The 20,490-nt window shown below is 56.5% G+C and carries 15 protein-coding genes and 1 other RNA gene; 10 read left to right on the top strand and 6 right to left on the bottom strand.

All coding sequences use genetic code 11. The features are described 5' to 3' along the window. Positions 1 to 15: 15 nt before the first annotated feature. The 3 genes from ndk to sucC form a co-directional block, all read right to left on the bottom strand. Positions 16 to 435, bottom strand: a complete 420-nt coding sequence (gene ndk / locus J3U88_RS27110; protein WP_207862144.1) for a nucleoside-diphosphate kinase — start codon at positions 433 to 435, stop codon at positions 16 to 18. A 91-nt stretch (positions 436 to 526) separates the two neighbouring features. Further along, entirely contained in the window at positions 527 to 1,405 is an 879-nt protein-coding gene (gene sucD / locus J3U88_RS27105) for a succinate--CoA ligase subunit alpha (protein ID WP_207862143.1), read from the bottom strand. Positions 1,406 to 1,408: 3 nt separating this feature from the next. After that, positions 1,409 to 2,575: an ADP-forming succinate--CoA ligase subunit beta gene (gene sucC, locus J3U88_RS27100; protein ID WP_207862142.1), complete on the bottom strand. Its 1,167-nt coding sequence runs from the start codon at positions 2,573 to 2,575 to the stop codon at positions 1,409 to 1,411. A gap of 789 nt (positions 2,576 to 3,364) precedes the next feature. On the opposite strand from sucC, the gene J3U88_RS27095 reads away from it, so the two are divergent. After that, complete coding sequence (locus J3U88_RS27095; RefSeq protein ID WP_207862141.1) at positions 3,365 to 4,081, top strand: hypothetical protein; 717 nt, start codon at positions 3,365 to 3,367, stop codon at positions 4,079 to 4,081. A 155-nt stretch (positions 4,082 to 4,236) separates the two neighbouring features. Here J3U88_RS27095 and J3U88_RS27090 read toward each other — a convergent pair whose 3' ends face one another. Beyond that, a complete protein-coding gene (locus J3U88_RS27090) occupies positions 4,237 to 7,026 on the bottom strand; it encodes a serine/threonine-protein kinase (RefSeq protein WP_207862140.1) in 2,790 nt (929 codons plus the stop codon). A gap of 449 nt (positions 7,027 to 7,475) precedes the next feature. On the opposite strand from J3U88_RS27090, the gene rsmA reads away from it, so the two are divergent. From rsmA to J3U88_RS27060, 6 genes are all read left to right on the top strand, one after another. After that, positions 7,476 to 8,393, top strand: coding sequence for a 16S rRNA (adenine(1518)-N(6)/adenine(1519)-N(6))-dimethyltransferase RsmA (gene rsmA, locus J3U88_RS27085; RefSeq protein ID WP_207862139.1), 918 nt, complete (start codon positions 7,476 to 7,478; stop codon positions 8,391 to 8,393). Continuing rightward, positions 8,383 to 10,038: a ribonuclease J gene (locus tag J3U88_RS27080; RefSeq protein ID WP_207862138.1), complete on the top strand. Its 1,656-nt coding sequence runs from the start codon at positions 8,383 to 8,385 to the stop codon at positions 10,036 to 10,038. Before rsmA ends, J3U88_RS27080 begins: the two co-directional genes overlap by 11 nt. Before the next feature lie 54 nt (positions 10,039 to 10,092). Beyond that, the gene (locus tag J3U88_RS27075) at positions 10,093 to 11,055 is read left to right on the top strand and encodes an AAA family ATPase (protein WP_207862137.1); all 963 of its coding nucleotides are present in this window, start codon (positions 10,093 to 10,095) and stop codon (positions 11,053 to 11,055) included. A gap of 391 nt (positions 11,056 to 11,446) precedes the next feature. Then, positions 11,447 to 12,238 carry a polyprenyl diphosphate synthase gene (gene uppS / locus J3U88_RS27070; RefSeq protein WP_207862136.1) on the top strand — a complete coding sequence of 264 codons (792 nt, stop codon included), beginning with the start codon at positions 11,447 to 11,449 and terminating at the stop codon, positions 12,236 to 12,238. Next, positions 12,238 to 13,080, top strand: coding sequence for a phosphatidate cytidylyltransferase (locus J3U88_RS27065; RefSeq protein ID WP_207862135.1), 843 nt, complete (start codon positions 12,238 to 12,240; stop codon positions 13,078 to 13,080). Before uppS ends, J3U88_RS27065 begins: the two co-directional genes overlap by 1 nt. Before the next feature lie 178 nt (positions 13,081 to 13,258). Next, on the top strand, positions 13,259 to 13,504 hold the full coding sequence (locus J3U88_RS27060) for a type B 50S ribosomal protein L31 (protein ID WP_207862134.1): 246 nt from the start codon (positions 13,259 to 13,261) through the stop codon (positions 13,502 to 13,504). A gap of 139 nt (positions 13,505 to 13,643) precedes the next feature. Here J3U88_RS27060 and J3U88_RS27055 read toward each other — a convergent pair whose 3' ends face one another. Together J3U88_RS27055 and J3U88_RS27050 are read right to left on the bottom strand one after the other, a co-directional pair. Further along, positions 13,644 to 15,062 carry a hypothetical protein gene (locus J3U88_RS27055; RefSeq protein WP_207862133.1) on the bottom strand — a complete coding sequence of 473 codons (1,419 nt, stop codon included), beginning with the start codon at positions 15,060 to 15,062 and terminating at the stop codon, positions 13,644 to 13,646. Further along, entirely contained in the window at positions 15,059 to 16,525 is a 1,467-nt protein-coding gene (locus J3U88_RS27050; RefSeq protein WP_207862132.1) for a VCBS repeat-containing protein, read from the bottom strand. Before J3U88_RS27050 ends, J3U88_RS27055 begins: the two co-directional genes overlap by 4 nt. A gap of 321 nt (positions 16,526 to 16,846) precedes the next feature. Here J3U88_RS27050 and J3U88_RS27045 point away from each other — a divergent pair, with 321 nt between their 5' ends. The 3 genes from J3U88_RS27045 (at position 16,847) to ssrA (ending at position 20,440) form a co-directional block, all read left to right on the top strand. Beyond that, positions 16,847 to 18,952, top strand: a complete 2,106-nt coding sequence (locus J3U88_RS27045; RefSeq protein ID WP_207862131.1) for a RecQ family ATP-dependent DNA helicase — start codon at positions 16,847 to 16,849, stop codon at positions 18,950 to 18,952. Next, complete coding sequence (locus J3U88_RS27040; RefSeq protein ID WP_207862130.1) at positions 18,949 to 19,947, top strand: DNA-processing protein DprA; 999 nt, start codon at positions 18,949 to 18,951, stop codon at positions 19,945 to 19,947. The genes J3U88_RS27045 and J3U88_RS27040 overlap by 4 nt, the downstream gene beginning before the upstream one ends. Before the next feature lie 146 nt (positions 19,948 to 20,093). Next, positions 20,094 to 20,440: a transfer-messenger RNA gene (gene ssrA / locus J3U88_RS27035) on the top strand. The last annotated feature ends 50 nt before the right edge of the window (positions 20,441 to 20,490 follow it).

Here is a 20,490-nt window from a genome sequence, read left to right as displayed (position 1 = left end):
TGGTTGGGACCGGGGTTATACGGTTTCCATGGCGTTGAAGAAGTAACGGGTTTCGAAAGCGGCGGTTTCTTCCGCGTCGGAACCGTGGGTCGCGTTGCGCTCGATGCTCGCGCCGTACTTCTTGCGCAGGGTGCCTTCTTCCGCTTGCTCGGGGTTGGTGGCGCCCATCAGCTTGCGCCATGCAGGGATGGCGTCTTCTTTTTCAAGGATCAGGGCCACGATGGGGCCTTCGGTCATGAAGGTTACCAGCTCACCGAAAAAGGGACGTTCTTTGTGAACGTGATAAAAACCCTCGGCTTGTGCTTGGGTCAACTGCATTTTTTTCATGGCGACGATTTTAAAGCCGTTGGCTTCGATTTCGGCGAGGATGTTGCCGGTGTTACCGTCGGCCACCGCGTCGGGTTTGATCACGGCAAAAGTGCGTTGCAGACTCATGGAATTGCTCCTGTTTCTTCAGAATAAAAAGAATGAACCGCCGGTGACGCGGGGGCGGCACCGGCGGTTGGTTCCCAAATGGGATAAACGGTTAGAGGCCGAGGGCTTCTTTCATTTTGGCGCCCATGTCGGCCGGGCTTTCGACCACGTGGATGCCGCATTCGGCCATGATTTTCATCTTCTCGGCGGCGGTACCTTGACCGCCGGCGATGATGGCGCCTGCGTGGCCCATGCGTTTGCCCTTGGGCGCGGTTTGACCGGCGATGAAGCCGACAACCGGCTTTTTCATGTTCTCTTGAACCCAGCGCGCGGCGTTGTCCTCGGCGGTACCGCCGATTTCACCGATCATGATGACACCGTCGGTGTCGGGGTCGTCGTTGAACAGTTGCAGGGCGTCGATGAAGTTGGTGCCGATGACGGGGTCACCGCCGATGCCGACACAGGTGGACTGGCCGATGCCGAGCGCGGTCAACTGGCCGACAGCCTCATAGGTCAAGGTGCCGGAGCGAGATACGACGCCGACGCGGCCAGGCTTGTGAATGTGGCCGGGCATGATGCCGATTTTGCATTCGCCGGGGGTGATGACGCCGGGGCAGTTGGGGCCGATCAGACGGACGCCTTTGCGTTGGACGTAGTCATAGGCACGCACCATGTCGATGGTGGGGATGCCTTCCGTGATGCAGATGATCAGGGGAACGTCGGAATCCGCCGCTTCCATGATGGCGTCGGCGGCAAAGGGTGGTGGTACGAAGATCAGGGAGACGTTGGCGCCGGTTTTGGCAACCGCTTCGGAGACCGTGTTGAAAACGGGGACTTGGCCGTCGACGGCGGTTTGGCCGCCTTTACCGGGCGTGACACCCGCGACAACTTGCGTGCCGTAGGCGAGGCATTGTTGTGCGTGGAAGGTACCTTGGCTACCGGTAATCCCTTGGACGAGAATTTTGGAGTCTTTGTTGACGAGAATACTCATGGATTACGCCCCCTTCGCTACTTCGGCAACTTTGGTGGCGGCAGCCGCCAGACCTTTGGCCGGAATCAGACCCAAGCCGGAATCTTCCAACAGCTTGAGGCCTTCCTCGGCGTTGGTGCCTTCGAGGCGCACCACAACCGGGACTTGCAGGTCGAGATTTTTGGCCGCTTCGATGACGCCGCGCGCGATCATGTCGCAGCGTACGATGCCGCCGAAGATGTTGATCAGAACGGCTTTGACGCTGTCGTCGGAGAGGATCAATTTAAAAGCCGCTTCAACGCGTTCCTGGGTGGCGCCGCCGCCGACGTCCAGGAAGTTGGCGGGTTCGGCGCCCGCGTGTTTGATGATGTCCATGGTGGCCATGGCGAGACCGGCGCCGTTCACCATGCAGCCGACCGTGCCGGACAGGGTGATGTAGTTCAGGTCGAACTTGGCGGCTTCGATTTCTTTGGCGTCTTCCTCGGTGAGGTCGCGCATTTCGGCCAGATCTTTGTGGCGGAACATGGCGTTTTCGTCGAACTCCATTTTGCAGTCCAAGGCCACAACATCGCCTTCTTTGCTGATCATCAACGGGTTGATTTCGAGCATGGCCGCATCACTTGCTTCGAACGCTTTGTAGCAGGCCATCATTAATTTAACCGCTTTGTTGACCGTTTTCCCTTGCAGACCGAGGCCGAACGCGAGGCGACGGGCTTGGTAAGCGCTCATGCCGGTGGCAATATCAATCACTTCACGCAGGATCGCGTCGGGGTTCTCTTCCGCGACTTCTTCGATCTCCATGCCGCCTTCGCGAGACGCCATGATGACGGGGCTGCTGGTGGCGCGGTCGATGACGATGCCGAAGTACAATTCCTGGTCGATGTTCTGACCTTCTTCGACGAGGATGCGGTTGACCAGCTTGCCTTCAGGGCCTGTTTGGTGCGTAACCAGGGTCATGCCGAGAATCGCCTTGGCGTGCTGACGTACTTCGTCCAAGGAACGGGCCAGTTTGACGCCGCCGCCTTTACCGCGGCCGCCCGCGTGAATCTGAGCTTTAACGACCCATACGGAGCCGCCCAAGCCTTTGGCGATTTCTACCGCTTCATCGACAGAATCGGTAACACCGCTTTTTGGAACGGGTACCCCGAAGCGGGCCAGTACTTGCTTTGCTTGAAACTCATGTACTTTCAAAATTGCCCTCCGGAACAATTTGGTGAGACAGGTGCCGATACGCCTCGCCGCGACGGAGCGGCCATGGAGCCATGGTCATCATGGTCCGAGTTGAACGCGCGTGCTCGTGACGGGGTGCGACGATGGGTGTCGCATGAGCGTGCGCTCCGAGACGGTGGGCGTAGTGCGGCATTAAGTGCTGACGCTCCCGTTCGCCGACCGGCGGCGCGGGAATGCAGCGGATCGAAAACCAGCGGGGTTGGGATTCCGAGCCTGCTTGGTTGGGTTTGCGAAGGGGTTGGAAGACGTGGACGCGGGGCTTCCCGCCGAATCCGTTGCCAAGTGCTTTCCCTCGCGATCAACCATAAAGTTCGAATCCTCGATTCGTGCGTATTTGTGTCAGCCCAAAACGCGCTAAGTCTACCATGTCTTCTCCGCGAGGGTGGACGCAAAAGCTTGTTGCACGGGCATTTTTCCAAGGAGCGGCGAGGGGTACCCGCGCGCTTGGCGCGCCCCGGGTTTTCACGCCCGGAAAACAGGTGCGCGCTCGCCGGCGCGGTGACGGCGTGCGCCGCCCGCGTTCCTTGCCCTACTGATCGGCCACGAAGGCCGCCGACCCTTGGGTTTCGGCCAAAATCACGCCTTCGAGAATTTTTTTTTCGCAAAAAGCCCCGGATTGACGGTTAGACAGACAGTGAGTCACTCGCGACCGGCGGAACCGCCGGCCAATCTGGGGGCACGTCTCTTCTTTGAAGGGATTCGGCCGGGTTGTCCCCAGATTAACAACTCTTCTTAATGTAGGAGTTCGACATGAAAACGAACTGTACATGCTTTTATCTCATCCTTTGCTTGTTGTTCTTGGTTGGGCCGATCCTGGTACAAGCAGGTCCCGGTCGCCCTGGGCAGGCAAAGACATCAGGGAGCCGCGGGATCGCTTCGAGCGGCCCGATACTAACCGTGCAAGGCTCGCTCGTGCGGGCTTTTGAATTCGAAATGGGTGACGCTGTAGGAACGCTTTATCTCTTTGAAGGTCTCCTGGAAATTGACGGTCATGAATACCAATCCATGGCCGGCATGGGCGCTGTTTTGGTGGCCTCCCGTGGTGACTTTATTACGGGTCATCAACTGGTGACGGCGGGCGCGGATCAGCTTGTGGCCGTCAGAAGGAGACATGACGCCGTTGAGATCTTGGTTCGCAAACAAGGTCTTCTCCCATTCGACAATCCCCGAAATTGGGCGGTCTACGCTTACAACCGTGAAACCCTCTGGTTTCTAGACGAAAAACCCGCCACGGCCGCTGATCATGATGCTTTTTTTTGCGCCTTGCAGAACCTACTCTTTGGGGAACCTGTGGGGTCTGACGACGGGTGGCGACCTTTGATGCAGGGTTATGTGGCAGGGAGTTTTGGGTCTGTACCCTTTTTCGCCCCATTCTCCTCTGATGTTAAATCCTTGGCCGATACCGACCCGCCACCTGCTAATTCCGGTGGAAGTGGCAGCTCTGGGACAGACGGTTCGGGCAAGTAAACAACCCGTGGTTTCTTTGAATGAGGGCGCTTGCCGAAGGGTGGGCGCCTTTTCTTTTTGGATGTTGTGTTGGACGCCCTAGGAAGCACACGCACACCTTCCCGGAATCGGCATGGCATCTGCCGTGTTAGGATGAGAGCCTGTTTACACTAGTTTTAGCGCAGGGTTTCTAGCCGCTTTAGAAAAACCTCCGCCTGACCAGGACGACCCAGACGGTCTCTCATGGTAGAGGCGCTTTTTTTCAGGACTTTTTCAGCCTCGTCGTAGTTTCCCGCATCGGTTAATGCATTCCCTAAATACGCCCCAAACAGAGCGGTGTTAACCTCGTTACCGGGTAAGCTCTGCGAAACTTTATAAATGTCTCGGAACAGCACCAGCGCGGCGGCGAGTTCGTCCGATTGTTGCAACGCCTCGGCGAGGGTGCAGCGAACGATAAGCGTTTTGTTGTGCTTGGCGCCGAAGGTCGCCAGGCGTTTTTCTAGCGCTGTTTCAAGCAGAGGAATTGCCTCGCGCGGGCGACCGCTTTGGATCATCATATCCGCGGTGTTGTTGAGAATCGTTTGATAACCCGGGTGCTCGGTCCAGCCCCCGATTTCAAAAGCCGTTTTGTTTTCAAGGGCTATGGTGACCGCTTCTTTGGTTTTTGCTTGGGCGGCAAGAACGGCGATCAAATTATTTTTGGCAAGAATGGTATAGAGGCCGTAGGGGTTTCGATCCTGACCATGGCCCTGGATGACTTGGCGAAGTAGTTTTTCTGCTTCCTCAAAGCGATGGGTTCGGCGATAAGTTTCGGCAATCAGCGTGGTGATTGTGCGAACCCTAAGATGGTTTTCTCCCAAAACGCCGGTCAGCATAGCTTGGGTTGTTTCTAATACACTTAAGGCCTCTTTGTATTTTGCTCGGTACAGCAGTGTTTCGCCCAGGCGGTAAGCGGCCTCTAAGGTATCAGGATGTTTGATGCCGAGGTTGTTGCTGCGCCAATCGACCACCTCGCGGAACGCGGTTTCGGCGTTTTGATAATCGCCGAGGGGTAAAACCGCGACCGCGTGTTTAAAGGTGGCGTGGGCTTGGAGGGATGGGTAGGGCGCCTGGTGGGTAGGGGTGTCGGCGAGTACCGCCAGCGCCGATTCGGCTAAGGTTTTTGCCGGGGTGTATTGGCCGAGGGTTTGAAGGGTGTCCACCATGGCGAGATCCAAGCGCAGGCGAATGGGATGGTTGCGCGGGAGTTTTTGCGCTTGTTGCCGACAGCCCTCCAGCCAAACCCGCGCCTTTTTGGTTTCTCCCAAACCCAAAAGCGCCAGTGCTTTGTCAAATGCGGCGGCCAGCGTGCTTGGATCGGCGGGGCCGAGCAGGGTTTTGCGTAGCTGGTGGGCTGATGTGAATTGAGCTAGCGCGCGCTCGTAGCGGCCCAGGCCGTGAAACGCGCGCCCGAGTTTGATGCGGATGCCGGCTTCCAAGATGGGCGGCGGCGGTGTGGCGTCCAATGAGGTTGCCGCCTGTTCGAGCATGTTGGGAAGCTGGGGGTAGGCGCCCAAGGTTTCCGGGTGCGCGCCGCTGAGGAGTTCTTCGATGAGAAAAACCAGGTTCTCCAGTTGGTGTTGTGTTGCTGCCGTTTGGTTTTTTGCCTGGTGGAAGTCCGTTACCGATTGTTTTCTCCGTTTCTCGGTGTGAAGCCAACCGAAGCCGAGAAAACCGAGCAATAGCAGTATGGCAAAGCACACCATCGAAGCCTGTTGATGCCGTCTGAAAAAGGCTTGAATGATATAAAAAAAACCGCGCGGACCCCGTGAAATGGGGCGTTTCTCCAGCAGGCGGGAAATATCCTCTTCGCATTCCTTTATCGTTGCATAGCCGCCTGCTTCGAGGGGGAGGGCGGTGTGGCAAATAATACGATCTATATCGCCTAATAGAAAACGGGCCAATTTCTTTGGTGTCGTTGCGCGATGTGCCGCACTTTCTTTCGAAGGTATGTAGTTCATTGGGAAAGAAGATAAAAGCGGTTTGCTATCCGTTGTTGCGTCTAGTGGAAATTCCGGCGTGTGGCGCTGCTTTGGCGTTAAGCCACTGGTAAGCTCAAATAGTATGGTTCCCGCTGCATAAATATCATGGCGTGTATCGCGGATATTCCGCCATTGTGCCGGCGGTGCATAACTGGGCGTCCCTCGCGACGGCCGCCGCGCTTGTTCTTCGAGCTCCCAGGGTGCCAAACTGCTCAGTGAGGTGGCGATACCGAAGTCGATAATTTTGACCCTTGGCTCGCCGTCTTCTTCAATGACCATGACATTGCTGGGTTTGAGATCCTGGTGCACCAATGCTTTTCGGTGCGCATAAGCGACGCCGCGGCACAACTGTCGGAACAAATTCAAGCGCGCGTTGACGGGTAACCCAGCCTTATCGCAATAGGCAAGAATCGACCGCCCATTCAAATAAGGCATGACGTAAAAAGGGGTTCCGTCTTCCGCCGTCCCAGCATCATAAATGGGGACAATGTTGGGATGATCGAGATGGGCGAGTGCCTGGACTTCCCATTGAAACTGCTGGATGTTTTCATCGGGGTGCTTTTGGCCCATTGGCAATATTTTGACGGCGCCCTCGCGAAAGAAAGGAGTGATTTGGAAGCATCGGTAGACCTCGCCCATGCCGCCCTTGCCGATGGGGGCCAAAATTTCCCAGCGACCGATACGGGATTGCGGTGATTGACGCGTTTCCGATAACAACCAGGAACAAAGCAGCTCCAGCAGTTGGGAGTCAATGGTTTGTACGGTTGATGCTCGGAGGCTTTCGACCAAGGTGTGCCATGTTTCCTGTTGCGCTGAATTAAGGGTTTCCGGGCTGGTTATGCTTCCGTTTTCGGTGGTTAAAATTTGCGCAAAGAGTTCGGCAACCAAATCGCGTGATTTGACCGGGCTTGATTCTGTCTGATCTTCTGATTCCTGATGAGCCAAAACGGTGGTCCTTTTGAGTTAAACCTTGCCCTAAAAGCCAAGCTGCCATTCACCCTGTTCATAGCCAAAATGATTGGGCTTTTAATCGAGCCGTGAGTTATCCACTTTTTGTTCGTTGATTGTAGCCATTAATATCAGGTACGGTCAACTTAAGATACAGCGTTTTCTTAATAACAAAAGACGCCGTGAGGGGGCCTTCCTCGCGGCGGGCGCGGGACTGTTGCCGTCTCGACATTTTGCCTTCGGTCGCCGCGCTCCCATGACGGGGAAACGCCGGCGCGTGACGGAGGTTCATGGCATGATTCAGTGGTGGCCGCGGCCTCAAAAACCGCGGTGGTCATCGAAAAACGAATCGTGCTAGAGTGCGGTGAAGTCGTGGGAATTTGGCTCAAGCCGGCCCGCGGCCCATGCATAGATGTGGTGAACGTCCCCGCGTTGGTGAGGTTTTTATGTCGCGTCCTTCTTCACGTGGTGCCGCCGCCCGGCCCCACGCCAAAAAACGGTTTGGCCAGCACTTTCTCACCGACGCCAACCTGATCCGCAAGATTCTCGACCTACTCGAGGCCGATGCGGCCGATGCCTTTGTTGAAATCGGCCCTGGGCCCGCCACCCTCACCATGCCTTTTTCGCAACGGGGTTTTCCGCTTACCGTGGTGGAAACAGACGCCGATATGGTGACCTATCTGCAAGAACAGGACTTCCCCCATCCCGTCGCCATTCGCCATGAGGATTTTCTTCAAACCGATGTCGGCGCCTTGTTGCAAGACCGTTCCACCAAGGTTTTTTCCAACCTGCCCTACAACGTGAGCGTGCCGATCACCGCCCGCCTTTTGTTCCACTACCAACAGATTCCGCTGATGGTGTTTATGTATCAAAAGGAAGTGGCCGAACGGATTCGCGCCAAATCCGGCACCCGCGATTACGGACCGATTTCCGTGACCACCCAACTGCTGTACGCCTGCGATGCTCATTTTAATGTGCCGCCCGGTGCTTTTCGTCCGCCGCCCAAGGTGCAAAGCCAGGTGATTCGCTTGCGGCGCTTGGCCGAACCGCGGCTGGGTGTGGCGGATTTGGAAGGGCTCACCCTGCTGCTGCGCTTTTTGTTCGAGCGGCGCCGCAAAATGGTGAGCGGCCTGTTGCGCAAGAGCGGCGATTTGGCAGACCGGATCGGGCGGTTGTTGCCCCGTGGGAAGACGGATGGACCTTCTGTGCGCCCCGACACCTCCGACGCGCCCTTGAACGGGGCCGCTTCTCTGTTAGAATCCTATCTGTCCCTTGGTTTTGATCCCAAATTGCGCCCGGAGAACCTAACGCCGATGGATTACGCGGTTTGGTTTCGCCACATAAAGGAAAGCTATGAGCCCTGATCCTGAACCCGAGTCAGCCGCTTTGCGCGTGATTCCGCTCGGCGGTGTCGGCGAATTCGGCGCCAACGCCACCATTCTCCAAAGTGAAACCACCACCATTTTGGTGGATTTCGGGTTGATGTTTCCGCCCGACCGTCGCCAACCGGGGGTGGACTATTACGTTCACGATCCCGAACTGATTTTTGAGCAGTTCCCCGAGCTCAGCGCGGTTTTCATTACCCACGGCCACGAGGACCACATCGGTGGTTTGTCGTTTTTGCTCGGCTACCGGCAATTGCCCGTGTACGCCATGCCCTATACCCTTGGGCTCATTCGCCACGCCTTGCCCGGACCCGAGTTGGCGTCTAATTTGCGCGAGGTGGCCCTCAACGAACCGGTGCGCCACGGCGACCTTGAGGTTGAGTTTATCGGGGTGACCCACAGCATCATGCAAGCCTGCGCCTTGTTTGTGCGCGGCCCGGGTGGGACCCTGATCCACAGCGGTGATTTTAAGGTCGATCCGCTGCCGAAAGATGATTACCCCTTTCAATCCCAGCGTTTGCGGGAATTGGGTCAAGCGGGCGTTGATCTGCTGATCATGGATTCCACCAATGCCACCAAGCAGGGATTTTGCGCGGGCGAAGCCGAGATAATGCCCGGCCTCGCCGCGTTGATGACCAAGGCGCCCGGTCGCGTGTTCCTGACCACCTTTTCCTCGCACATGCCGCGCGTGCGCCATTTGGCCGCATTGGCCGAGGCCCACGGCCGTCGCATCGCCTTTTTGGGCAACAGCTTTAACAAACATTTCCGCATCGCCGGCGAACTCGATTACTTCAATGATCGCGATTGCTTCGTCTCCAACAACCAGGCGCAACGGTTGCCCGACGATGAAGTGCTTTACGTGGTCACCGGTTCCCAAGCCGAAGCACGCAGTGCTTTGATGCGCGTCGCAAGCGGCGGGTTCCTCGGCGTTTCGCTGCGCAGCACGGATACCGTGGTTTTTTCTTCCCGTGCCATTCCCGGTAACGAACGGGCCTTGGCCCTGTTGGTTTCCGACCTTGAGCGCAAAGGCGTGGTGGTGCATACCCCGCGCGACCACCACATCCACACCTCGGGCCACGCCTTTCGCGAGGATTTGGCCTATATGTTGATGTTGACCCAGCCCAAAAATGCGGCGCCGATTCACGGCGAATACCACCAATTGCTCAACCACCATCACTGGCTGCGCGACATGCTGCCGGAAGGTGAGGTGTTGTTGATTGAAGACGGCAACGAGGTGGTCATTCAAAACGGGACGGTACGGGTGATGGGTCAGTACGATTGCCGTTTGTTGCCCATTGACGGCAACCAGGAGTGGGCGCTGTCGCGAAAGGTGCTCAAAGATCGCAAAGACATGATGTACAGCGGTTTGCTGTTGGTGAACGGCAGCATCTCGGATGCCGGTGTCGCCCGTTTTGAAGTACAGGGCCACGGGGTGGCGGAGCCGGCGGTGGGCGAGATTACCGACATTTTGGAAGAAGACCTCAACCAAATGGTGTTTGATCCGAAAATGTCCCATAGTGAGTGGAGTTTGCTGGTGTACCAGCGACTCACCGCCTCGCTGAAGCCGCGTTTTAGCGGGCGACCGTTGACCAAAATCGTCATTAACGGGCGTGTTACCCGTTAGGCGGCTTGTCCGCCCATCCACCTTGGTGTCCCATTTTCCTTTATTGAGGTTTCCATGAATGATTCGCGTCCCGTGCCGGCCACGCCTTATCAACATGTGCAGCACTTGATCAGCCGCCTGGAGCAGAGTCTGCTGGGCAAACGGCGCAAGCTCGAGTTTGCCGTCGCCTGCATCCTAGCCCAGGGTCATCTGCTGATTGAAGATGTACCCGGCGTTGGCAAAACCACCTTGGCCAAAAGTTTGGCTTACGGCTTGGGCGCGGAATTTAAGCGCGTTCAGTTCACCAGTGATTTGCTGCCGTCCGATTTGATCGGCGTGACCGTGTTCCAGCAGGGGAGTGGTGACTTTGAATTCAAACGCGGCCCGATTTTTACCCACATCCTGTTGGCCGATGAAATTAACCGTGCCAACCCGAAAACCCAAAGTGCGCTGTTGGAAGCCATGCACGACGGGCAGGTCAGCCACGACGGGCAAACGATCCTTTTGCCACAGCCTTTCTTCGTGTTGGCGACCCAGAACAGCAAAGACAATTATGGGACCTTCCCCCTACCGGAATCCCAACTCGACCGCTTTCTGATGAAAATCAGCCTGGGTTATCCCACCGCGGCCCTGGAGAAACGGGTGTTAAAGGGTGACTACATTCAGCCGGAAGTTCAGAAGGCAGAGCTGAGCCTTTCGGAATTGAGCCGGATCCAGGGTTTTGTGCGCAATGTTCACGTGGCCGACGAGGTGATGGACTTTATTTACAACGTGGTGGCCGCCAGCCGCGAGCATCCCGCGGTGCAGGTCGGCGTTTCGCCCCGTGGCGGACAGGCCTTGTACCGTGCCTGCCAAGGCTTGGCCGTGGTGCGGCAGCGGGATTACGCGACCCCCGACGACGTGCGCGAACTGGCGCCTTTGGTTTGCGGTCACCGGGTAACTTTGAACCACGCCCAAGTTCTGACCAACGTGGATCCCGATGAAAATGCCCGCCAAATTTTCCGGGACATCATCATGGAAGTGGACGCCCCCCTCTAGGTAGCGCGATTTGTCGTGTTTCCTGGCCGGCCAAGGGCGAAAACCGTTCGCTAACTTCGGTGTTTTCAGGTTAGAATTTGGCGCGCGCCTCTCACGTTGGATTCCCTTTCCTTTCACCTAAGAGGCGCTGAAGCGAGGGATTTTGGCTAAAGATCTGGAGTGAAATGGCTTGGAAAAAGCGGACCGGGGTCGTGCACGACGCGCACCCGCCGGCCCGGATTATTTTTACAGGCCGTTGCAGCCCAGAGGTTTAGCTAAAATCACCACGTCAGCGCATCTTAGGTTTCACCCCGAGCGACACGGGGGAAGGGCGTGGCACATGGGTTTTGCCGCGCTTAAGGTGCCGGCCCGTCGCTTTTGCTGTGATTCATTTCATTGAAGGTAACGCATTTTGTCCCAATCGCTTGATTCAGGTTCACCCACCGACGCCCCTTACCGACCGTCTCAACTGAAGCTCACGCGCGAAGAACAGCTTCTGCACGAACGCATCGATTTCTCGCGGCTGCCCAAACACATTGCCATCATTATGGACGGCAACGGACGCTGGGCCAAAAGCCGCAATTTTTCACGGATTAAGGGGCACAAGGCCGCCATTCCCAGCGTGCGCCAAACGGTGGAGGGGTGTGTCGACCTTGGTATCCAACACCTCACCCTCTATGCTTTTAGCACCGAGAATTGGAAGCGGCCCGCCGAGGAGACCGGCACCTTGATGGCGCTGTTGCGCCAGTTTTTGCGCGTCGAACTCAAAACCGTGCGCAAACACAACCTACGGGTCAACGTGATCGGCGCGCTGCACGAATTGTCGCCGGGTATTCAGCGCGATATTGAAACCGTGTTTCGCGATTGTCGGGATCACCAGGGCATGTGTTTCAACATCGCGGTCAACTATTCCGGTCGCAATGATATTTTGGCCGCGTTTCAAGCCGCGGTTGCCGACGGGGTCGATCCCGCCGACTTAAACGAAGCACGTTTCCACAACTACCTTTCCACCAGCGGTCAACCCGATCCCGATTTGGTGATTCGCACCAGCGGCGAGATGCGCATTTCCAATTTCTTGTTGTGGCAGATCGCCTATTCGGAAATTTATGTCACCCCGACCTTGTGGCCCGATTTCGGCAGGGCTGACCTGTACCGCGCGGTTTTGGAATACCAGACGCGGCACCGCCGCTTTGGGGGCATTTAATGGCGTTGAACATGCAAACGCTTGGGCGTCGGGCCGCAACCGCGTTTGTGGCGATTGCCGTCCTGGTGGTGTTTGTTTTCTACCTGCCCAAGGTTTTTTTTCACGTGCTCTTGGTGGGGATGGCGATTCTCGGTGTGCAGGAATTTGAGCGCATCGCCGAGGGCTTCGGCTTTCGCCTGTTCAAGTTACCTGTTTTCTTCGCCGTGTTTGCCGGCATTGCCAACATCTACTTCCCATTTTTTATGTTGGAATGGATCCCTTACGCGGTCGTGGCCATGGCCACGCTCACCTCATTGATCCCGCCGCGCGACATGAAGGCCACCCTCCCGCAAGTCGGCATCTGCTTGATGGGTGCCGCCTATTTGGGGCTGGCCCTGGTTTCTATGGCCCACATCTTCCAAATCAGCAATGCCGAGGGCGGTTGGATCGGCCGCATGCTGTTGGTCTTTTTCATCATGCAGGTTTGGTTCGGCGATTCCTTTGCCTACATCGGCGGCTCCTTGTTTGGCAAAAACAAAGTTGCGCCGGTTATCTCGCCAGGAAAAACGATCGAGGGCACCGCGGCCAACCTGATCGGCTGTTTTGTGGCGGGTTTGATCGGCATGCACTGGTTTTTACCCGAGCTTTCTTACAAGGATGTTACCTACCTGACCTTAATCGTGGGCGGCCTGGGTTTCTTTGGTGATTTGATTGAATCCACCTGGAAACGCGGCAGTGAAATCAAAGACTCCGGCAGTCTGTTTCCCGGTCACGGCGGTATTTTGGACCGTGTTGATTCCGTGTTTCTGACCGCACCGGTCTACTTCTACTACATGCGTTACGTGGTGTTGCACCTGGACTGATGGGGACGCGCGTAACGCCGCGGCGGCGAGGTTGGCTAAATCACCAAAAAATCATTTTTTTGATGACTTTTGGATTTGATGTTGGCATAATCGAGCGGTTCGCGTCTCGGTAGGCCCAGCCTACAACCCCTGACAATCGGTTTACGCGAGAACACTACACCTTACATTGGGGTTTTTGATGAAACCAGACGTTCATCCTGAGTACCATCCCGTCGTTTTCGTCGATTCTAGTACTGGTGCCGAATTCATCACCGGTTCTACCATGAAATCAGACATTGAGCGGGACATTGACGGCGTGAAGCACTACGAAATCCGCCTTGAGATTACCTCCGACAGCCATCCTTTCTGGACTGGTAACCAGAAACTGGTTGATACCGAGGGTCGCGTTGAGCGCTTCCGTCGTAAGTACGGCCGCAAGAAATAAGTTTCTTTTTTCAGGCAGTACCACATACCGCGCCGCCACGTTTTGTGAGGCGCCGAAAAAAAAGACCCGGTTTTACCCGGGTCTTTTTTTCGTTAATGGTAAGGGCGATCTCGCGGGGGAGATCGCCGACGATTGCTGTTTATTGGCGGTAACCCTTGAGAAGCCAAGGGCCTTGCTCACTACGCTGAAGCCGCCACAACCATAAATCACCCGCTGAATCGCCCATATAAGCCGGTTTGAGCCGGGTAATGGACAAGGGGGAGCCGAGCCCACCCGCGGCTGAGCGTTCCTCGAATTCCGCCTCAATCGTCACCCCAACATCAACCCGCCCGCGGCTGGGCTGGTTGGCTAAGGTACGGCGTTGGTCTTTGTTAAAAGGTTTGGCACCGCTCTGGCGGAAAAAGACATGAACGCCTTCCTCGTCCTGGAGCAGGAGGTCGGGGCGGCCGTCCTTGTTGAGGTCGTAGTCGAGTTTGATGAAACTTCGGTCGGCGTCGGGAAGGGTGAAGCGGGTGACCACCGGCTTGGGTTCGATGTAACCGGCCTCGTTCCAACGGTAGGTGTCCGCGCGGAAGATCGAGCGCAGGATGCCCTTGTAGTAGTAAAGGCGTAGGCCGTCGCGGTCCATTTCTATCGGGCCCGTTTGCCAAAAGTTCTGTTTGCTTTTGAATTGCTGGGAGGCGTTGCGTTCCCAGCCGCCCTCGCCGTCGCCGAGGTAGATCAGAATCGAGAGTTCGCCGAACAGCGACATTTTTTTGGACGGCATCGCCAGAATGACCAGGTCCACCGCGCCGTCGCCGTTGAGGTCGCCGACTTTGTGGCGCATCGGCTTGAGATCGTTGGGGAACAGCAGGTGTTGGTGATCGGTGCGCCAGGATGTGCCCGCTTTAACCGCGTTCCAGGTGCGGATTTCGCCTGACTGGGCCAAGGCGATGGGGCGCGCCGTAAGGCGGTCGGCGTCCGCGGTGGCTTGCGGTACCGGGTAGGTGAGCGTCATGGTTTTTTGGCTGATGTCGACCGTGGGCGGCGCCTCCAGTTCGTGGCGCACGCAGCCGTTGTTGAGGACCAGGTACCCGTTACCCGTGGGCAGCAACCAATCGCCGCCGAGCGCGACCAGTCCGATCCCTGGCCGCACCATATCGGTCTGGTTAAAATCGTGGCCGACCTGCCAGCCGTTTTCTCGCTGGTAGGACCAAAGGACGCCGTGGTGGTAGGCGGCGGCGGTCAAGCGGCCGTCGATCCAGCGTGGGAAGATTTGGGCGGGAAAGGGTTCAAAGCGAAGTTCGTGCAGCCGGTCGGGTTGGCCGGCAAGCATCGCCCACAAACGGTTCTTTTCGGCGCGACGGTGGTGGTCGACGACCCACAAGTCCAACTGTCCGTCGCCGTCGAGGTCTTGCCAAGTGGCGTGGGGATCGAGAATTTCAGCCTGCAAGGTAATCGTGCGTTCTGAGACGGCGTCGACCGCCGCCGCGGGCTGCGCGGTCAAAAGCACCAAAAACAGGCCGGTTAGGAGGGTGACCATACGAGCGGCCGCGGCTGGGTGGTTTGCGGAAATCATGGTTGGTGCTCCCAGGTATTGAGGATGGTGTGGTTGCGGCCGAGTTTCAGGACCACGATGTCGTCGCGTTGGTCGTTGTCGAGGTCGCGGGCGAAGATTTGATCCGGTTCGTGCATGTTCTTGGGGAGTTTGACCTTCCAGGTTCGGGCGAGATCGATGGCGCCGTTGTGGATCGGGGTAACCGCGATGTGGTCTTTTTTGGGAACCATCAGATCCGTCCAGCCGTTGCCGTCTAGATCACCCGTGACCTGGGCAAAATCGGGCAACCGCAGTTTGCGGATGTTGATGCGCCAGGAGAATTCGAAGGGGCTGCCGCTGAGTTCGCGAAAGCTGCCGTCTTCCTGTTGGGTCGAGAGGTGGAGCAGAAACTTGATGCGAATGCGGCCCAAGGTGGCGACCTTGGCGAGTTGCCAGAAATTGAGGCGCATGGCGATGCCCGCCATGTCGAGGCGGCCGTCGTGATTGAGATCGATAAAGGGTTCCGGGAGGATAATGCCCTCGTCGTCCTGGGAAATGACCCAGCCCGGCGTCCACTGATCGGCGATGGGTTCGTCGCCGAACTGCAGGTGATCGGTGCCGGGTTTAATTTGCACGCGGCTCTGTACTTTTTTGAGGTCCTTGAGGCCGTCCACATCGGTTTCTTCGATGACCTCGAGCTTGTCAATCAGGCCGTCGTTGTTGAAATCGGCGAACTTGCCGTCGCCGACGTAGGTCCAGACCGTTGCCGTGTCGTCGATGGGGAAGGCGGCGGCGCCCTGTTCGCTTTCAAACAAAAGTTCGGGGACGTCGTCGCCGTTGATGTCGGCAAAGCGGGGCAGGGCGATTTTAACGTGGTGTTGGTTGCCGCCCTGAAGACGGCTGCGGCGGGAGACGCCGGGGTATTCGAGGAAATCGTGGTGAAAGTTGTTGTCGGCGTTGAGCAGGTGCAGGCCGTTGAGGTCGGGCACGATCCAAAACGAACCGCGCGGGGTGGGGTGCCAAAAGTCGAAACTGCTGCCGGCGATGAGTTGCTCGGCGAGGAAACCGGGCGTGGCCTGCTCCGTGTCTTTTTGCCAGGATGCGTTTTCCCAGTGGTAGAGCTGCAGGATTTTTTGGCGCCAGAGCACGAGGCGGGGTTGGGCGCGGGCTTCAACCGCGATACCCAGCACCGTCTCTTTGCCGAGTTCGATCTTCTCGCCGGCTTGAAACCCGTTGTCGGTATTGAGGTAGGTGGCCAGGAATTTTTCTTTGGAGGTTTCCTCCTGGTAGAAGCCGCGGATGCCGCCCGCCTCGTAACTGGTATCGAAGGTGCCTTCGACCTGGGTGCGAATCATCAGCGCGACCAGGTCGAGCCGTTGATCGCCGTTGAGATCGAGCCATTCAATCTGGAGGGGCAGGCCCTCGAGGCGCAGGGGATCGGCGTGGAGTCCGCCGGCGAGGGCGAGACAAACCACAAGTGAGGAACGCAAAAAGGCGCGGTGCATGATGGGGAAACTCCTGAAGGGGGGTAAAGGTGTCCGCTGGTCCAACGTCCAGGGTGTGGCTGGGGTTTAGCCTTTTGTTTTGGGGGAGATCGTTTCTTGAGGATGGACGAAGTTCGCGAACACCCGTGTGTGGGGTGGGGCCCAATAAAACCTTCGGAGGCAATCCTTGATTGCGGCTAAAGCGTCCGAAACCAGGCTCTGTGAAAAATTAGTCGTGCCTCGTTTACTCGGGTGATTCTCGGTTTCTAAGCTTCCATTTTCTAGTTCAAGTAGAATACAAGTGGAAGTGCACATGATGAATGGTGAAAGCGGGATTTTTCGATGAACGAAAGGGAGCAAGCAGAATCTTATTTGAAAATGGCGTTGGGTGATCCGGCTGCATCTTTTCGTGACGGACAGTGGGAAAGCATCGAACAACTCCTGTTGCGCAACCGCGTACTTGTGGTTCAGAGAACCGGCTGGGGCAAAAGTATGGTGTATTTCCTCGCCACAAAGCTTTTGCGTATGCAAGGCGCCGGTCCGACACTCCTTGTCTCGCCTTTGCTGTCCCTTATGCGGAACCAGTTAGAGGCCGCACGACGGATCGGTGTGTTCGCGCGAATGATGAACAGTGCGAACGATGAAGAATGGAACGCCATTCAAGAAGAGCTGGTCGAAAATCAGGTTGATGTGCTGTTGATCTCACCAGAACGCTTGGGCAATGACCATTTTCGGCAGAATGTCTTGGCGAAAATTGCAGGGAAGATTGGCCTGTTTGTGGTGGATGAGGCCCATTGTATTTCAGACTGGGGTCATGATTTCCGGCCTGATTACCGTCGAATCGTGCGTGTGCTGCAGGCAATGCCCGAAAATGTTCCGGTTTTGGCCACGACTGCCACGGCGAACAATCGCGTTGTTGCGGATGTTCAGGCTCAAATTGGTCAAACCATGAGGGTTCAACGAGGTTCGCTGGTCCGACGAAGTCTCAAACTACAAAACATGATCATGCCGAACCCCGCGGTTCGTTTGGCTTGGTTGGCAAAAACGATTCCCGAGCTTCTGGGAAGTGGCATTGTGTATACCTTGACACAACGCGACGCGGAACGGGTAACACAATGGCTTCGACTCAGGGGCATTCAGGCCGAGGCCTATCATGCTGGCCTTTCCGATGCTTCAGCTAGAGAAGAATTGGAGCGAAAGCTCATTCGAAATGAACTCAAGGTTTTGGTAGCGACCGTTGCACTTGGAATGGGGTTTGACAAACCCGATCTGGGGTTTGTTATTCACTATCAGCGGCCGGCTTCCGTGGTTCATTACTACCAGCAAGTTGGGCGCGCGGGGCGATCTGTCGACGACGCATTCGGCGTTTTGCTTTGGGGCGAAGAGGACGATCCCATTGCCGCGTTTTTCATAAAAAATGCTTTTCCACCGCAACAGCACATTGCCAAGATTTTAGAAGTGCTGGATCTTTCGGACGAGGGGTTGTCGGTTCCAGAGCTGCAAAGAGCGTTGAACCTAAGCAAAATCGAAATCGAGAAAACGCTGAAGTTCCTGAGCCTTGATTCACCTTCGCCTATTACCAAGGTGAAATCCAAATGGTTGATTACCCCCGCTGCCGTGCATTATCAGGTTGACCAGGAAAAAATTGCTTTCATTACGCGTATTCGTAGGGAAGAGCAGCTGCAAATGCAAGCCTACATGGCGCATTCTGGTTGTTTGATGGCGTTTTTGCAGGCGGCATTAGACGATCCAAATCCCTCGGATTGTGGCCGCTGTTGTGCTTGTAATCCCACGCCGCTGCTCGACGAAGCGGTTGGCGACGATTTGGTAAACCATGCCACCCTATTTTTACGACGAAGTTACCAACGTATTCTGCCGCGAAAGCAATGGCCCGCAAAAGATATGTTTGTTCATTCCCCTTTGGGTGGGTTTCGAATTCCCGATGAGTGGCGGGCGGAAGAAGGACGTGCTTTATGTCTTTGGCGGGATGCAGGTTGGGGCCGACTGGTTGCGAAAGGGAAATACGAGGCGCAACGTTTTTCAGATGAACTGGTGGTCGCGTGTGTTCAAATGTTGGAGGTTTGGGCGCCCAGCCCGCGACCGCAATGGGTTGCCTGTATTCCTTCCTTGAATCAATCTGAATTAGTGCCTGACTTTGCTGCACGGCTGGCGAGCGCGCTTGGGCTTCCTTTTATTCGCTGCGTCCTCAAAACCCGAGGCAACCTCCCGCGGAAAAAGATGAAGAACAGCTACCAGCAAGTTGCTAATCTGGATGGTGTCTTTTCCATTCAGCTTGAGTCTGGGGAATATGGGCCATGTTTGTTGGTGGACGATATGATCGATTCCGGTTGGACGATGACCGTGGTATCGGCGCTTTTAAGGGAACGAGGGTGTTCCTCGGTTTATCCTTTGGCGCTTGCCTTGAACTCGCCGCGGAGGGATTCATGAATACCAATGTGTTAACAGAAGATACCAAGGCGATTCTTTTGCTCTGTGGTGTTTTTGGCAACGATCGTACCTATAAGCCCCTGTCACTGACCGAATATGGCAAGTTGGTTCGTTGGCTTGTGGACGCCAAAATGAGGCCGCGTCATTTATTGCGGGCCGAATCATTTTCCCAAGCCGGCGTGGGGGCCGGCATCAACCCTGAGCGTTTAAAAGGCCTCCTCAGCCGGGGCGTACTGTTGGGATTCGCTTTGGAAGCGTGGCAACGCGATGGGATTTGGGTCATCAGCCGCGGCGATGTTCAATATCCCGCGCGCTTCAAAAAGCGGCTTAAACACAAGGCGCCCCCCTTGTTGTTTGGTATCGGGAATCCAGGCCTTCTTGTTGGGGGCGGGCTGGGGATCGTTGGTTCGCGAAATGTGGATGGGGAAGGTGACCTCTTTGCGCGACACATTGCCGGCCTTGGGGCTTCCAACGGAATGCCTGTTGTTTCCGGCGGTGCGCGCGGTGTGGATCAAAGCGCCATGAACGCGGCACTTGAAGCGGGAGGCGTTTCCATCGGCGTGCTTGCCGACAGTTTGTTAAAGCGAAGTTTGGAGCGCGCCAATCGCCGGGCGCTTGCCGAGGGACGTTTGTTGCTGCTTTCTCCCTATCATCCCCAGGCACGCTTTTCCGTTGGCGGCGCCATGGGTCGAAACAAGTTGATTTACGCATTGGCGGACTTTGGCGTGGTTGTCAGTGCCGATTACCAAAAAGGTGGGACCTGGGCCGGCGCGGAAGAGGAACTGAAGCGGGAAAACCCGGTACCGGTATTTGTGCGGGTAGGTGACCGCATGCCGGAGGGAAATCGCCGTTTGGTGGACCTCGGTGCAATCCCTTGGCCCAAGTCGCCGGCACCTGGCCGGCTTGCGCATCAGCTTGGTGATCTCAGTGCGCGTCACCAACAGCCCCGACCTGAAAAAAACCGCGGCCTTTTTGATGCCGTGGCGCTTGATTGAGAAGTTCCTTCAGAAATCCGTTGAATAGGCCGGCGTTCCTTGCTGTTGAGAGCGTCCGAGTGTTGACAGCGGGGCGTGGCAAATTTACAATGGACTTTCGCGCCCGCGTCGGCTCTGCGCCGCTTGGTCGCGAATCTAACATCCAGGGGGACGACAGGTTTCGACGGGAATACAAGAACCATGAGTCACGTGTCGAGCTGTGGTACTCGTTAAAAGCCACACCTTCTAGTTGGCAACAACTACGCTTTAGCTGCTTAATTAAACAGTAGCCGATCATGATGCGAGGCCTACAGCGCTGAATTGATTGTCATACCTAGTAGGCTGGCAAACCGCTCTGGACCAGGGGGGCGGGGCGTGAGATTTACTTGGTAGGGGTGAAGAAGTTTTGGCCTCGGTTAACCTTGTTCATCCGACACTTTAAACTGAGGAAACGCACGTAAACGCTGATGGGGAAGGTTCTCGGACCCGGGTTCAAGTCCCGGCGTCTCCACTCCCAACCTGATCTCCTTGCCGCACCAAGGCCGGGGATCGGGTTTTTTCTTT

It is taken from the genome of Acanthopleuribacter pedis, from assembly GCF_017377855.1.
Taxonomy (GTDB): Bacteria; Acidobacteriota; Holophagae; order Acanthopleuribacterales; family Acanthopleuribacteraceae; genus Acanthopleuribacter; species Acanthopleuribacter pedis.
Note: the sequence above shows the minus strand (reverse complement) of the source record. Positions and strands in the feature narration are given on the sequence as shown.